This window comes from Kitasatospora fiedleri (assembly GCF_948472415.1).
GTDB classification, from domain to species: Bacteria; Actinomycetota; Actinomycetes; order Streptomycetales; family Streptomycetaceae; genus Kitasatospora; species Kitasatospora fiedleri.
In genome coordinates, this window is record NZ_OX419519.1 from 4,833,767 (window position 1) to 4,848,357 (window position 14,591).

Genomic DNA, 14,591 nt, shown 5'->3' on the forward strand with positions numbered 1-14,591 from the left:
TCGTTCCGCCCGGCGGTCGCCGGGCCTGAGGGAAGGACTTGGACCCGATGAGGGTGCTGCTGCTGGGGGCCGACGGGTTCATCGGCCGGCGGGTGGCCGATCGGCTGCTGGCGGAGGAGGGGCTCCAGGTGACCGTGCTGGGCCGGGGCGATTCCGCCGACATCCGGTTCGACCTGGCCGCGGGGAGTCCGGGCGCGCTGGCCCGGTTCCTGGACGCGGTCGCCGCGCAGGTGGTGATCAACTGCGCGGGTGCCACGTACGGGACGTCGCGGACCCTGATCCGGTCCAACACGCTCGCGGTGGCCACGGTCTGCGAGGCGATCCGGCGCAGCCGGGAGCCGGCCCGGCTGGTGCACGTGGGCTCGGCGGCCGAGTACGGTCCGGCGCAGCCGGGCGGGCCGATCCCGGAGAGCGCGGAGCCGCGTCCGGTCGGTCCGTACGGGGTGTCGAAGCTGGCGGGCACCGAGCTGGTGCTGAACTCGGGGCTGGACGCGCTGGTGCTGCGGGTGTTCGACGTGGTCGGGCCGGGGGCGCCGACGGCCTCGCTGTTCGGGCGGCTGGCGGAGGGCCTGCGGCGGGCGCTGGAGCAGGAGGAGAGCCAGGTGCGGATGCCGGACCTGTCCGGCTACCGGGACTTCGTGGACGTCCGGGACGTGGCCCGGGCGATCCAGGCGGCGGCGGTCTCGGCCGCCACCGGGGTGATCAACATCGGCTCCGGCCACGCCGTCCGGGCCCGGGACGCGGCGCACCTGCTGGTGCGGGCGTCCGGCTTCGAGGGCACCGTCACCGAGGACGCCCGGCAGGTGGTGCTGCCCGCGCAGCAGGCGGGCGCGGAGGGGCTGCGGGCCGCGGAGGCGCGGGCGGTGGTGGAGCCGGTGCAGTGGCGGCAGGCGGACGTCCGGACCGCCCGGGACCGTCTCGGATGGCGGACGCAGGTGCCGCTGGAGGAGTCCCTCGGGGACGTCTGGCTGGAGACCGCCTGTCGGGTGTGAACCGGAACGGCCGGGCCTGACCAGGGGGTTGGCCCGGGGAACCTAGGTCTCGGCATCCGGTGCGGCGCATCTCACCCACTGGACCCGCTGTCTTGGAATACCCCGGGCACGTGACACTGTTGGCGTAGTCGAACAGAACCTGACGACCATCGGAGTCCCCGTGTCGCTGCCACCCCTGGTCGAGCCCGCCGCCGAGCTCACCGTCGAAGAGGTCCGCCGGTACTCCCGCCACCTGATCATTCCCGACGTGGGCATGGACGGGCAGAAGCGGCTGAAGAACGCCAAGGTGCTGTGCGTCGGCGCCGGCGGCCTCGGGTCCCCGGCCCTGATGTACCTGGCCGCGGCCGGTGTCGGCACCCTCGGCATCGTCGAGTTCGACACGGTCGACGAGTCGAACCTGCAGCGCCAGATCATCCACGGCCAGTCCGACATCGGCCGGTCCAAGGCCCAGTCCGCGCGCGACTCGGTCAAGGAGATCAACCCGCTGGTCGAGGTGGTGCTGCACGAGGAGCGCCTGGACAACGACAACGTGATGGAGATCTTCTCCGGCTACGACCTGATCGTCGACGGCACGGACAACTTCGCCACCCGGTACCTGGTGAACGACGCCGCGGTGCTGCTCGGCAAGCCGTACGTCTGGGGTTCGATCTACCGCTTCGACGGCCAGGCCAGCGTGTTCTGGGCCGAGCACGGCCCCTGCTACCGCTGCCTCTACCCGGAGGCCCCGCCGCCGGGCATGGTCCCGTCCTGCGCCGAGGGCGGCGTGCTGGGCGTGCTGTGCGCCTCGATCGGCTCGATCCAGGTCAACGAGGCCATCAAACTGCTGGCCGGGATCGGCGAGCCGCTGGTCGGCCGGCTGATGATCTACGACGCCCTGGAGATGCAGTACCGCTCGGTGAAGGTCCGCAAGGACCCGAACTGCGCCGTCTGCGGCGAGAACCCGACGGTCACCGAGCTGATCGACTACGAGTCGTTCTGCGGCGTGGTCTCGGAGGAGGCCAGCGCGGCGGCGGTCGGTTCGACGATCACCTCCAAGCAGCTCAAGGAGTGGATCGACAACGGCGAGCCGATCGACATCATCGACGTCCGCGAGGTCAACGAGTACGAGATCGTCAGCATCCCGGGCGCCCGCCTGATCCCGAAGAACGAGTTCCTGATGGGCAACGCCCTGCAGGACCTGCCGCAGGACAGGCGCATCGTGCTGCACTGCAAGACCGGCGTGCGCTCCGCCGAGGTCCTCGCGGTCCTCAAGTCCGCGGGCTTCGCGGACGCGGTGCACCTGGGCGGCGGCGTGATCGGCTGGGTCAACCAGATCGAGCCGGAGAAGCCCGTCTACTGACGGACCCGGGCCTTCCGCGCGACGACCGCCCGGTCGGGGAACGTCCCCCGGCCGGGCGGTTCCGTGTGTCCGGGGGCCTGCCGCGGCGCTAGAGGGCGTTCCTGCGGTGGAGGACGTTGTAGGCGCCCCAGCCTGGGGCGACCGGGAGCCAGAAGGTGAGCAGCCGGTAGAGGAAGACCGCCGGGGTGGCCGCGGTGGCGGGGACGCCGGCCACGGTCAGGGCGGTGATCAGGGCGATCTCGACCGGGCCGATGCCGCCCGGGGTGGGGATCGCGGAGCCGGCCGCGTTCGCGGTGAGGAAGACCACGGCCACGGCCGCGTAGGTGACGTTGGCGCCGCCGCCGAACGCGTGCACGGAGGCGTCCAGGCAGGCGGTGAAGGAGAGCGTCAGCAGGAGGATGCCGCCGAAGCCGGTGATCAGCTTGCGGGGGGTCTGCATCAGGTCGAGCATCCGCGGGATCACGCCGAACAGCAGGGAGCGGACCCGGGTCACCACGAAGCGGCGCAGCGGGCCGACCGCGGCCACCACCAGGGCCAGCACGGCCGCGGTGAGGACGCCGATGATGACGGCCCGGGAGGCGCCGAGGTCGCCGTTGGTCTGTGAGCCGGTGATCAGGCCGAAGGCGAACAGCAGCAGCAGGTGGCCGCCGAGGCCGGCCAGCTGGGAGGCGCCGACCGAGGCGACCGCCTGGACCGGGCGGATGCCGGCCTTCTGCAGGTAGCGGGTGTTCAGGGCGATGCCGCCGACCGCCGCCGGGGCGACCAGCTTCACGAAGGAGCCGGCCAGCTGGGCGGCGACGGTGCGCCAGAACGGGAGCTTCTCCGGGACGAAGCCGGTCAGGCTCATCGCGGCGGCCACGTACGAGAACGCCGAGGCGGCCAGCGCGACCGAGGCCCAGGCCCAGTTCATCTGGGAGACCTTGAACTGGTCCGGCCGGATGGTGGTCAGGGCCAGGTAGGCGGCGAAGGTGAGCGCCACCACCATGATCAGGGTCTTGGGCTTGAGGCGCTCCAGCTTGGCGGGCTCCAGCGGGGCCTCCGGGGCGATCTGCAGGATCTGCGCCCGAATCCGGGCCAGCAGGTCCTCGCCGGCCTGGGCGATGTCCTCCTCGGCCTGCTGCTGGGTGCGCTCCCCGGCGGCGACCTGCCGGAGGGCCAGCGCCTGGGCGGCGGCCTTGCGCTCCTTGGTCATCCGCTGGAGGTCGCCGCGGGTCTGCCGGCTCAGGCCGACGGGTTGCAGCAGCGGCAGCGCCTCGGCGATCCGGGTCGGGCCGAGGACGGCGGTGGCGACGGCCACCGCGCGCTCCGGGCCGATCCGCAGGGCGAAGGTGGTGATCAGCTGGGCGACGTCGATGCGCAGGGTCAGGTCGCCGGCCGCGATGTCGCCGCCGGAGAGGTTGACCAGGCAGCCGGTCTGCTCGTCGACCACCAGCAGCGACTCGCCGGTGAGCCGGCGGTGCGCGATCCGGCGCTCGTGCAGGGTGGCGACGGACTTCCAGAACGAGGCCATCACCGCGTCGGTGACCTCCTCGTCGGCCAGGTCGTCCAGCGTCCGCCCGGCCACGTTCTCGTAGACCAGGATCGCGGCGTCCGGGCCCAGCTCGGAGGTGGCGACCAGCTGCGGGGCGCGGGCCCCGGAGGCGGCCGCCGCGTACGCGATCAGGGCCTCCTGCTCCAGCGCCTGGCGCAGTGACTGGGGGCTGCGGCGGACCGCGACGGAGCGCAGCCGCAGCCGCCGCCAGGCGCGGTAGAAGAAGCCGGACGCCTGCTGCTCGCGGTCGATGATGTGCACGTCCAGCAGCGGGCCGGTCTGCTGGGTGACCAGGTAGCGGCGGGTGCCGCCGGGCGCGGGCGGGGCCAGGTGCGCGGCGGACGGGACGAAGCCGACCTTGCGCAGGCCGATCATCAGGTGCTGCCCGGTGGGGCGGATGTTCGGCGAGCCGATCGCGTACAGCGTGCCGTACGCCACCGACCAGCCGATCAGGACGGTCAGCACCAGGGAGAGCGGGGTGGTGTTGCCGTTGATCAGCTCGGCGGCGCCGGAGAGGATCACCACCACCCACAGGGCGACCCGCCAGCGCGGGCGGCTCGACATGCCGACCGCCGTCATGTAGGCGATCACCGGCGCCAGGTAGCCGTGCACCGGGTCGGTGAGCGTGTCGCTGCCGGGGGAGCTCTGCGTCAGCGCGTTGCGGATCTCCTCGGGCGCGCCGGCGGCCACCCACCAGTCGACGCCCAGCGAGACGCCGTACGCCAGCACCGAGGCGAGCACGCCGTCGGCCACCCGCAGGCCGTCGCGTTTGATCAGCCGCTCGACGGCGAAGGCCAGCGGCACGGTCAGCACCGCGACCGAGGACACCAGCGCGGAGATCTTGGACAGCACGCCGGGGATGCGGTTGGCGTTGACCGTGATGTCGTTCTCGATGCCGGTGGTGGTGGAGACCGCCACCTGCGCCAGCACGAACACCGCGATGATGCCGAACAGCCCGGCCAGGAAGCGCAGCAGGTCGGACGGCCGGTGCGCGCGCGGGGCGAGCAGCGGCTCGTCGACGGCCAGGTACTCGCCGGCCGGCTCCTCGGCGGGCTGGTCCCCGCCCGGGCCGTAGGGCTCGTCCGGCGGCCCGTCCGGTCCGTAGGGCTCGTCCGGTCCGTCCGGCGGCCGGTCCGGCCCGCCGTCCGGCGGCAGCTGTGCGGCCACCGCTTCCTCCCCCGTGTGGTGCGCGTCCCGTGCCCGGTGGCGCAGGTCGACCGGCGGGGCGGCGGGGCCCCGCGCGGCGGAACCGTCGGTGGCGGGCTGCTCGGAGCCCTCGTCCACGTTCAATTCCGCCGTCCCGGTCATCTGGTCTTCGTCCTGGTGTGTCGCACTGCCCCGAAGATGCTGCCATGCCCGCCACCCGGGTGCGGTCCAGGGGCGGCATCCCGCGCGCCGGGTCGCCCGCACGGGGTGCTGGAAATCGACCGGATGGGGAAGAATGCGTCGGATGACCGAGCCCGAGGACGTCCCCGAGATCCCGCCGTACGCCGAGGCCGTGCTCGACCTCGCCGAGCGCATCCCGCCCGGCCGGGTGATGACGTACGGGGACGTCGCCGAGTACCTGGGCCGCGGCGGCCCCCGGCAGGTCGGCCGGGTGATGGCGCTGTACGGGGCGCCGGTGCCGTGGTGGCGGGTGATCCGGGCGGACGGGCGGCCGCTGCCCGGCCACGAGCACCGGGCGCTGCCCGAGTACCGGGCCGAGGGCACCCCGCTGCGCACCGTCGGCGGCGAGCCGCGGGTCGACCTGCGGGCCGCCCGCTGGGACGGAGGGGTCTGACCGGGAGAGGTGCGCCGGAGGGGTCTGTGGGTGCAGGATCGTAGGCTCGTCGGGCGAGCCCGCCCCCCGGCCCGCCGCCGGACCGCCCGAACCGCCTGAACCGCCTGAACCGCCGTACGACCCTGGACCGCAGTGACCTCACCGTTCCGCCTGGTGCGCAGCCCCCTCGCCCAGCCCGACCCGCCCCAGCTGGACTCCTTCCAGCAGGCGGTGGTCGAGCACGCGTCGGGGCCGCTGCTGGTGCTCGCCGGGCCCGGCACCGGCAAGACCACCACGCTGGTCGAGGCGGTCGCCCGGCGGGTCGCCGACGGCACCGCGCCCGAACGCGTCCTGGTGCTGACCTTCAGCCGCCGGGCCGCGATGGAGCTGCGCGACCGGATGACCGCCCGGATCGGCGCCACCGCCCCGCAGGCCACCACCTTCCACTCGTTCTGCTACGCCCTGCTCCGCACCCACCAGGCGCCCGAGGAGTACGCCGAGCCGCTGCGGCTGCTCTCCGGCCCCGAGCAGGACGTGATGGTCCGCGAGCTGCTGGCCGGCGGCGCCGAGGACGCGAGGGCGGGCGCCGGCACCATCGACTGGCCGCTCGACCTGCGGGCCTGCCTGACCACCCGCGGCTTCGCCGACGAGGTGCGCGCCGTGCTCGCCCGCAGCCGCGAGCTGGGCCTGGGCGAGGCGGAGCTGGAGCGCTTCGCCCGGGGCGTGCAGCGCCCCGACTGGGCCGCCGCCGCGCACTTCCTGGCCGAGTACCTGGACGTGCTGGACCTGCGCGGCGTGCTGGACTACGCCGAGCTGGTGCACCGCGCCGTGCTGCTCGCCGAGCGCCCGGACGTCGCCGCCGGGCTGCGCGGGCGCTACGACGCGGTGTTCGTCGACGAGTACCAGGACACCGACCCGGCCCAGGTCCGGCTGCTGCAGCGGCTGGCCGGCGGCGGCCGGGACCTGGTCGCGGTCGGCGACCCCGACCAGTCGATCTACGCCTTCCGCGGCGCCGACGTGAACGGCATCCTGGAGTTCCCGCACGCCTTCCCGCGCGCCGACGGCAGCCCCGCCGAGGTCAAGGTGCTGCGGGTCTCCCGGCGCTCCCGGCCGGTGCTGCTGGCCGCCTCCCGGGAGCTGGCCCGCCGGATGCCGATGGGCCGGCTGCCCGCCGACAAGCTCGCCGCGCACCGCGCCCTGCTGCCCTCCGCGGCCGGCCACGGGCGGGAGGGCGGCGCCGTCGAGGTGTACACCTACCCGACGCCCGGCGCCGAGCTCGACTCGGTCGCCGACCTGCTGCGCCGCGCCCACCTGGAGGACGGCGTGCCCTGGGGCGAGATGGCCGTGCTGGTCCGGGCCGGGTCCCGGACCATACCGGCGGTGCGCCGCGCGCTGACCGCCGCCGGCGTCCCGCTGGAGATCGACGGCGACGACCTGCCGCTGCGCGAGGAGAGCGCCGTCGTCCCGCTGCTGCTCGCCCTGCGGGTGTGCGCCGAGGGCCCCGGCGCGCTCACCGCCGACCTCGCGCACACCCTGCTCACCGGCCCGCTCGCCGCCCTGGACGGCTCCGACCTGCGCCGCCTCGGCCGCACCCTGCGCGAGGAGGAGCGCCGGGCGCTGGCCGCCGAGGGCGCCCCCGGGGCGGTCCGCCCCGCCGAGGAGCTGATCCGCGAGGCCCTGGAGCAGCCCGAACTGCTCGCCCTGCTGGCCGCCCCCTACGCCCGCCGCGCGTACGAGCTGGGCACGCTGCTGCGCAAGGTCCGGGAGCTGCTGGCCGGCGGCGCGAGCGCCGAGGACGCGCTGTGGGAGCTGTGGGACGGCTCCCGGCGCTGGCGCGAGCGGCTGGAGCGGGCCGCCCTGCGCGGCGGCCCCGCCGGGCGCAACGCCGACCGGGACCTGGACGCGCTGTGCGCCCTGTTCGAGACCGCGGCCCGCGCCGAGGAGCGGGTCACCGGCCACCGCGGCGCGCTCGACCTGCTCGCCGAGGTCGAGGCCCAGGACATCGCCGCCGACACCCTGCACGTGCGCGCGGTGCGCCCCGACGCCGTCCGGCTGATGACCGCGCACCGCTCCAAGGGCCTGGAGTGGCGGCTGGTCGTCGTCGCCGGCGTCCAGGAGGGCCTCTGGCCCGACCTGCGCCGCCGCGGCTCGCTGCTGGAGGCCGACCGGATCGGCCGCGACGGCCTGGCCGAGCCGCTGTCGGCGGGCGCGCTGCTCGCCGAGGAGCGCCGGCTGTTCTACGTCGCCGCGACCCGGGCCAAGGACCGGCTGGTGGTCACCGCCGTCAAGGCCCCGGCCGAGGACGGCGACGAGCCCTCCCGCTTCCTGCGCGAGCTCTACCGCGAGACGCTCGACCCGCGCACCGGCAAGGTGCTGGAGCGCACCCCGCCGGTCAGGGTCGCCGACGTCACCTCCCGGCCGCGCCGCCCGCTGTCGGTGCCCGCGCTGGTCGCCGAGCTGCGCGCCGTCACCGTCGACCCGGCCCGCTCCCCGCAGCTGCGCCGGGCCGCCGCCGAACGGCTCGCCACCCTGGCCGCCGCCCTGGACGAGGAGGGCCGTCCGCTCGTCCCCGCCGCCCATCCCGACCAGTGGTGGGGCCTGGACGACCCCACCGCCGCCCCGCAGCCGCTGCGCGAGCCCGGGCAGCCCGTCGGGCTCTCCGGCAGCGGCCTGGAGCAGCTGGAGTCCTGCACGCTCCAGTGGTTCCTGGAGAAGGACGTCAGGGCGGGCACCACCGCCTCCGCCGCCCAGGGCTTCGGCAACGTGGTGCACGCCCTCGCCGACGAGGTCGGCTCCGGCCGCACCCCCGCCGACCTGGCCGTCCTGATGGAGCGCCTGGACACCGTCTGGGACGCGCTGGCCTTCGACGCGCCGTGGAAGTCCGCCCAGGAGAAGGGCGAGGCCCGGGCCGCCCTGGAGCGCTTCCTGCGCTGGCACGTGCTGGAGCGCGGGCGCACCACCGTCGCCACCGAGCACGGCTTCGACCTGACGCTGGAGGTCGGCGGCGTCGCGGTGCGCGTCCGCGGCTCGATGGACCGGGTGGAGACCGACGCCGCGGGCCGCGCCTACGTCGTCGACTTCAAGACCGGCAAGCAGGTCCCGACCGACAAGTCGCTGCCCGAGCACCGCCAACTCGCCGTCTACCAGCTGGCGGTGGGCAACGGCGCGCTCGACCCGCTGCCCGGCTTCGAGCACGGCGCCACCCCCGGCGGGGCCGAGCTGGTGCACCTGCGCGAACCCGCCAAGGGCGACCCGGAGGCCCCCAAGGTGCAGCGGCAGCTGCCCGAGGAGAGCACCCCCTGGATCGAGGACCTGCTGGTCACCACCGCCGGGAAGGTGCTCGCCGAGAGGTTCACCCCCACCGCGGGCGAGCGCTGCGGGCGCTGCTCCTTCCGCGGCAGCTGCTCCGCGCAGCGGGACGGGCGGCATGTCGTCGACTGAGCCGCTCCGGCACCCGGCCCAGCTCCGCGACCTGCTCGGCGTCCCGTTCAACGACGAGCAGCTGGCGGCCCTCGGCGCGCCCATGGAGCCCGGCGTGATCGTGGCCGGCGCGGGCTCCGGCAAGACCACCGTGATGGCCGCCCGGGTGGTCTGGCTGGTCGGCTCCGGCGCGGTCCGCCCCGAGCAGGTGCTCGGCCTGACCTTCACCAACAAGGCGGCCGGCGAACTCGCCGAACGCGTCCGCGCCGCCCTGCTGCGGGCCGGGGTCCGCGCGGCGGACGAGGACGCCCTCGGCGAACCGCAGGTCTCCACCTACCACGCCTTCGCCGGCACCCTGCTCAAGGAGCACGGCCTGCGCCTGGGCATCGAACCCGACGTCCGGCTGCTCGCCGACGCCACCCGCTTCCAGCTCGCCGCCCGGGTCCTGCGCCAGGCCCGCGGCCCGTTCCCGGCGCTCACCGGCACCTTCAGCGCGCTGGTCGCCGAGATCATCGCGCTGGACTCCGAACTCGCCGAGCACCTGGTCGAGCCCGCACGGCTGCGCGCGTACGACCAGGAGCTGCTCGACCGGCTGGCCACCGTCAGGCTCTCCAACGAGGACCTGCGGGCCGTCCCGAAGGCCGCCCGCGGCCGGCAGGAACTGCTGCAGCTGGTCGAGGACTACCGGGCCCGCAAGCAGAAGCTCGGCCTGCTCGACTTCGGCGACCAGATCGCCGCCTCCGCCCGGCTGGCCCAGCAGCGCCCCGAGGTCGGCCGGCTGCTGCGCGAGCAGTACCGGGTGGTGCTGCTGGACGAGTACCAGGACACCTCCGTCGCCCAGCGCCTCATGCTGGCGGGCCTGTTCGGCGGCTCCGCCGGGGCCGGGCACCCCGTCACCGCGGTCGGCGACCCCTGCCAGGCGATCTACGGCTGGCGCGGCGCCTCGGTCGCCAACCTGGACGACTTCCCGCGGCACTTCCCGCGCGCCGACGGCGGCCCGGCGCACCGCTTCTCGCTCAGCGAGAACCGCCGCAGCGGCGGCCGGCTGCTCGCCTTCGCCAACGAACTCGCCGCCCCGCTGCGCGAGATGCACGAGGGCGTGGCGGCGCTGCGCCCGGCCCCCGGCGCCGAACTCGACGGCTACGTGCGGGCCGCGCTGCTGCCCACCCACGCCGAGGAGGTCGACTGGCTGGCCGACTCGATCGCCCACCTGGTGCGCACCGGCACCGCGCCCGGCCGGATCGCGGTGCTCTGCCGGGCCGGCGGCGCCTTCCCCGACCTGCACGCCGCGCTGGTCGCCCGGCAGGTCCCGGTCGAGGTGGTCGGCCTCGGCGGGCTGCTCCAACTCCCGGAGGTGGCGGACCTGGTGGCGGTCTGCGAGGTGCTCCAGGACCCGACCGCCAACGCCGCCCTGGTCCGGCTGCTGATCGGCCCGCGCTGGCGCACCGGCCCGCGCGACCTGGCCCTGCTCGGCCGCCGGGCCGCCGAGCTGGTCCGCACCGCCCGCCCCGGCGAGCAGGACCCGCTGGCCGCCGCCGTGGCCGGGACCGACCCGACCGAGGTGGTCTCGCTGGCCGACGCGCTGGAGACCTTCGTCGACGCCGAGCAGCCCGACGACCTGCCGTTCTCGCCCGAGGCGCGGGTCCGCTTCGCCCGCTTCGCCCGGGAGATCCGCGAACTGCGCCGGGCGCTGGCCGAACCGCTGATGGACGTCCTGCACCGGGTGCTCACCGTCACCGGCCTGGAGGTCGAGCTCTCCGCCTCCCCGCTGGCGCTGGCCGCCCGCCGCCGGGAGACGCTGCACTCCTTCCTGGACATCGCCGCCTCCTTCGCCGACCTGGACGGCGACCCCGGCCTGGCCGCCTTCCTGGGCTTCCTGCGCGCCGCCCAGGAGTACGAGCGCGGCCTGGACGCCGGGCTGCCCGGCGGCGAGGACACCGTCAAGGTGCTCACCGCGCACAAGTCCAAGGGCCTGGAGTGGGACGTGGTCGCCGTCCCCGGCCTGGTCAAGGGGGGCTTCCCGTCCGGCCAGGGGCGCGAGCGCTGGACCTCCACCCGCCGGGTGCTGCCGCACGCCCTGCGCGGCGACGCCGCCACGCTGCCCGCCGACCCGGCCTGGGACGCCAAGGGGATGGGCCGGTTCAAGCAGGAGACGGCCCGGCACGGCGCGGTCGAGGAACTGCGGCTCGGCTACGTCGCGTTCACCCGGCCGCGCTCGCTGCTGCTGGCCTCCGGGCACTGGTGGGGGCCGACCCAGAAGCGCCGCCGCGGGCCGTCGGAGTTCCTGACCGCGCTGCGCGCGCACTGCGAGCGGCCCGGCAACGGCGAGGTCGAGCACTGGGCCGCGGAGCCGGCGCAGGACGCGGAGAACCCCGCGTTCGACGTGTCGGTGGAGACCCCCTGGCCGCTGCCGCTCGACCCGACCGCCCAGCATGCCCGCCGACGGGTCGCCCGGGTGGTGCGGCAGCGGCTGGGCGGCGCGCCCGCCCCCGGGCCGGAGCCGATGGGCGCCGAGGACCAGCGGCTGCTGGCCTCCTGGGACCGCGACCTGAGCGCCCTGCTCGGCGAGTTGGAGCGCTCCCGGCGCGCCGTCCGGGACGTCGAGCTGCCCGCCTCGCTGTCCGCCACCCAGCTGATGCGGCTGGCCGCCGACCCGGACGGCTTCGCCCGCGACCTGGCCCGCCCGATGCCCCGCCCGCCCGCGCCCGCCGCCCGCCGCGGCACCCGCTTCCACGCCTGGGTGCAGTCCCGCTACGACCAGCCGCTGCTGCTCGGCCCCGACGCGCTGCCCGGCCTGGAGGCCGAGGAGATCGAGGACGAGCGCGACCTGGAGCGGCTCAAGGAGGCGTTCCTGCGCGGTCCCTACGCCGGCCGCACCCCGTACCGGGTCGAGGCGCCCTTCCAGCTGGTGCTCGGGGGCGGGTGGTGCGCGGCCGGATCGACGCGGTCTACCGGGACGCGGGCGGTGGCGCAGGGTCACCGCGCTACGAGGTGGTCGACTGGAAGACCGGCCGGGAGGACTCCGGCGACCCGGTGCAGCTCGCCGTCTACCGGCTGGCCTGGGCCGAGCAGGCGGGCGTTCCGGTGGAGCAGGTCACCGCCTCGTTCTGCTACGTCCGCTCCGGCCGGATCGAAACCCCGTCAGGACTTCTTGGCCGAAAGGAGTTGAGCGATCTTCTGATCGGGAATAGGTAGAAAAGAGTCACTCAGAGCATCCAACCCGTCACGAGATCACGCGAAACCTGTGCGCCCTGCACGTTTCGTGCCTATTGTGGGGTCGGTAACCGGTCATCCCTCGTACTCCGGCCGCCGTCAGGGCTCCCGACCCCCTGACCTCCCGTCAGACCCGCAGGTGCCGAGCAGCACCCGCACCTTCCGCTGGAGAGACCGACGTTGAGCGCGACCGGATGGATCAGGGACGTCCTCCACGGCCCCACCCCAGGCCCGGTACCGGGCACCGTCACCGGGACCTGGCCCAAGACCTCGCACGCCCTGCCGCTGATCGGCATGCTGCTGATCCTCTCCCTCGACCTGCTGACCGCCAGCCGGGTCAGCGTCGAGCCCGCCCTGACCGCCGTCCCCGCCCTCGCCGCCGTCGTCTCCCGCCGGACGTGGTACCCGCTGCTGACCGGCGCCCTGGCCGAGGCGTGCGCCTTCGGCACGGCCTGGTACCACGGCATCCTCGGCCAGTCCGTGCACACCGCCACCGTCGCCGCGATCATCGTCATCGCCGGCATCGGCCACCTCAGCGCCACCCTCCGGCTGCGGCAGGAACTCGCGCTCGCCGAGGCCCAGTTGGTCGCCGAGGTCGCCCGCCGGGTGCTGCTGCGCCCGGTCCCCGACCGGGTCGGGCCGGTCCGCGCCGCCGTCCGCTACGCCGCCGCCGCGGCGCACGCCTCGATCGGCGGCGACCTGTACGAGGTGGTCAACACCCGGCACGGCGTGCGCGCCGTGATGGGCGACGTGCGCGGCAAGGGGCTGGCCGCCGTCGAGACCGCCGCCGCCGTGCTCGGCGCGTTCCGCGAGGCCGCCCACCAGGAGCCCGCGCTGGAGCGGGTGGCCGGCTGGCTGGCCGTCAGCCTGGACCGGGCCCTGCACGAGAACGACCACCCCGGCGTCGAGGAGGAGTTCGTCACCCTGGTGCTGGTCGGCGTCCGCCCCGACGGCGTCCTGGAGATCGCCAACTGCGGCCACCCGCCGCCGGTCCTGCTCCGCGGCGAGGAGCCGCCGCACCTGCTGGCCGCCGACGAGACCGTCCCCCCGCTGGGCGTGCTCGACCCCGAGGACGTCTGCCCGCCGCTGCAACCGGTCGAGCTCCGGTCCGGCGACCGCCTGCTGCTCTACACCGACGGCGTCATCGAGGCGCGGGACCACGGCGGCGCCTTCTACCCGCTCACCGACCGGCTCCCGCTGCTCGCCGACGACGGCCCCGGCGACGTCCTGCAGCGCCTGCACGACGACGTGGTCCGGCACGTCGGCCACAAGCTCGGCGACGACGCGGCGATGCTGCTGCTCCAGTTCGACCCCGTGGCGCTGCCCGCCCAGGCGGCCCCCCGGGACCCGGGGGCCGCGGTGGGCACCGGGGCCGACGCCTGACCCCCGGGCGCTGATCAGACCTCGACCTCGACCACCAGCGGCCGGTGGTCGGAGACCCCGGTGCGGGGCGCCGAGACCGAGCCGACGGTGTTGCGCGGAACGCCGATGCCCAGGATGTGGTCGAACTGGACGGTCGGCCGGTGCGCGGGGTAGGTCGGCGTGCGGGCCAGGTCGTACCAGCCCTGCAGCCGGGTGCGCCGCGCGGTGCGGACGCGCTCGCGCCGCGCCGTGCGCTGGATCGCGTGCGCCGAGCCGAGCACGGTGCGCGGCACCGCGCCGATCAGGTTGAAGTCGCCGAGCACCAGGTAGGGCTGCGGCAGGTCGGCGATCCAGCGCCGGATCGCGGCCAGCTGCCCGACGTTCCACCCCGGCACGAACGACAGGTGCGCCGCCACCACGGTGAACTCCCCGCCCGGCCCGGCCAGCACCGCCGCCAGCGCCGCCCGCGGCTCGTCCGGGACGGGCGTCAGCCCGCGCCGCCCGGCCACCCGCAGCGGCAGGCCGAAGGGCGCGGGCGCGAACCGGCGGGCCCGCCAGTGCAGCACCGGCAGCCGGGTGAGCAGTGCGGTGCCGTACGAGGGCCGGGCGGTGTCGGCCAGGTCGGCGGGCCCGTAGACGGCCAGGCCGGGCCGCTCCGGGTCGGGCACCCAGCCCGCCGAGGGGGCGGGGACGCCGTGCAGCGCGGCGGCGAAGCGCCAGTCCGCGGCGCCCATCGCCTTCGCGGCGACGGCCGCCTGGTCGACCAGGCCGGAGCGCTCCTGGTGGCGGTCGACCTCCTGGAGGGCGAGCACGTCGGCGTCGAGCGAGGCGACGGCCTCGGCCAGCGGGCCGCCCGGATCGGCGGGCCGGGGCGCCGGGCTGCCGTCGGGGGCGAGCGGTTGGCCGTGCAGCAGGTTGTACGTGGCGATCCGCAGTGTGGTCACGCCGTCGACCGTACCGGGCCCGGGTGAACGG

General features: G+C 75.5%; 7 protein-coding genes and 1 pseudogene. 6 read left to right on the plus strand and 2 right to left on the minus strand.

Features of this window, described 5'->3' with window-relative positions; all coding sequences use genetic code 11:
- The first annotated feature begins 47 nt into the window (after nt 1–47).
- Both QMQ26_RS22370 and moeZ read left to right on the plus strand, forming a co-directional pair.
- Nucleotides 48–992, plus strand: coding sequence for an NAD-dependent epimerase/dehydratase family protein (locus tag QMQ26_RS22370; RefSeq protein WP_100836458.1), 945 nt, complete (start codon nt 48–50; stop codon nt 990–992).
- 160 nt (nt 993–1,152) lie between these two features.
- Entirely contained in the window at nt 1,153–2,331 is a 1,179-nt protein-coding gene (gene moeZ, locus QMQ26_RS22375; RefSeq protein WP_100836457.1) for an adenylyltransferase/sulfurtransferase MoeZ, read from the plus strand.
- Nucleotides 2,332–2,419: 88 nt separating this feature from the next.
- Here moeZ and QMQ26_RS22380 read toward each other — a convergent pair whose 3' ends face one another.
- Complete coding sequence (locus QMQ26_RS22380; RefSeq protein WP_282202485.1) at nt 2,420–5,170, minus strand: lysylphosphatidylglycerol synthase transmembrane domain-containing protein; 2,751 nt, start codon at nt 5,168–5,170, stop codon at nt 2,420–2,422.
- A 133-nt stretch (nt 5,171–5,303) separates the two neighbouring features.
- Between QMQ26_RS22380 and QMQ26_RS22385 the strand changes: the two genes are divergently transcribed.
- The 4 genes and pseudogenes from QMQ26_RS22385 to QMQ26_RS22400 all read left to right on the plus strand — a co-directional run bounded on the left by QMQ26_RS22385 (nt 5,304) and on the right by QMQ26_RS22400 (nt 13,637).
- Nucleotides 5,304–5,642 carry an MGMT family protein gene (locus QMQ26_RS22385; protein WP_282202486.1) on the plus strand — a complete coding sequence of 113 codons (339 nt, stop codon included), beginning with the start codon at nt 5,304–5,306 and terminating at the stop codon, nt 5,640–5,642.
- 132 nt (nt 5,643–5,774) lie between these two features.
- Complete coding sequence (locus QMQ26_RS22390; RefSeq protein WP_282202487.1) at nt 5,775–9,062, plus strand: ATP-dependent helicase; 3,288 nt, start codon at nt 5,775–5,777, stop codon at nt 9,060–9,062.
- Nucleotides 9,049–12,236, plus strand: a pseudogene (locus QMQ26_RS22395) (ATP-dependent DNA helicase). Before QMQ26_RS22390 ends, QMQ26_RS22395 begins: the two are co-directional and overlap by 14 nt.
- Before the next feature lie 198 nt (nt 12,237–12,434).
- Nucleotides 12,435–13,637, plus strand: a complete 1,203-nt coding sequence (locus tag QMQ26_RS22400) for a PP2C family protein-serine/threonine phosphatase (protein ID WP_282202488.1) — start codon at nt 12,435–12,437, stop codon at nt 13,635–13,637.
- A 14-nt stretch (nt 13,638–13,651) separates the two neighbouring features.
- On the opposite strand, the gene QMQ26_RS22405 is transcribed toward QMQ26_RS22400, so the two are convergent.
- Nucleotides 13,652–14,560: an endonuclease/exonuclease/phosphatase family protein gene (locus tag QMQ26_RS22405; protein WP_100838510.1), complete on the minus strand. Its 909-nt coding sequence runs from the start codon at nt 14,558–14,560 to the stop codon at nt 13,652–13,654.
- Nucleotides 14,561–14,591: the final 31 nt, after the last annotated feature.

Excerpts from the sequence above, each read along its gene's own strand:
- QMQ26_RS22370 (WP_100836458.1), top strand. The coding sequence starts at position 48 with ATGAGGGTGCTGCTGCTGGGGGCCGACGGGTTCATCGGCCGGCGGGTG.
- QMQ26_RS22380 (WP_282202485.1), bottom strand. The coding sequence starts at position 5,170 with ATGACCGGGACGGCGGAATTGAACGTGGACGAGGGCTCCGAGCAGCCC.
- QMQ26_RS22385 (WP_282202486.1), top strand. The coding sequence starts at position 5,304 with ATGCGTCGGATGACCGAGCCCGAGGACGTCCCCGAGATCCCGCCGTAC.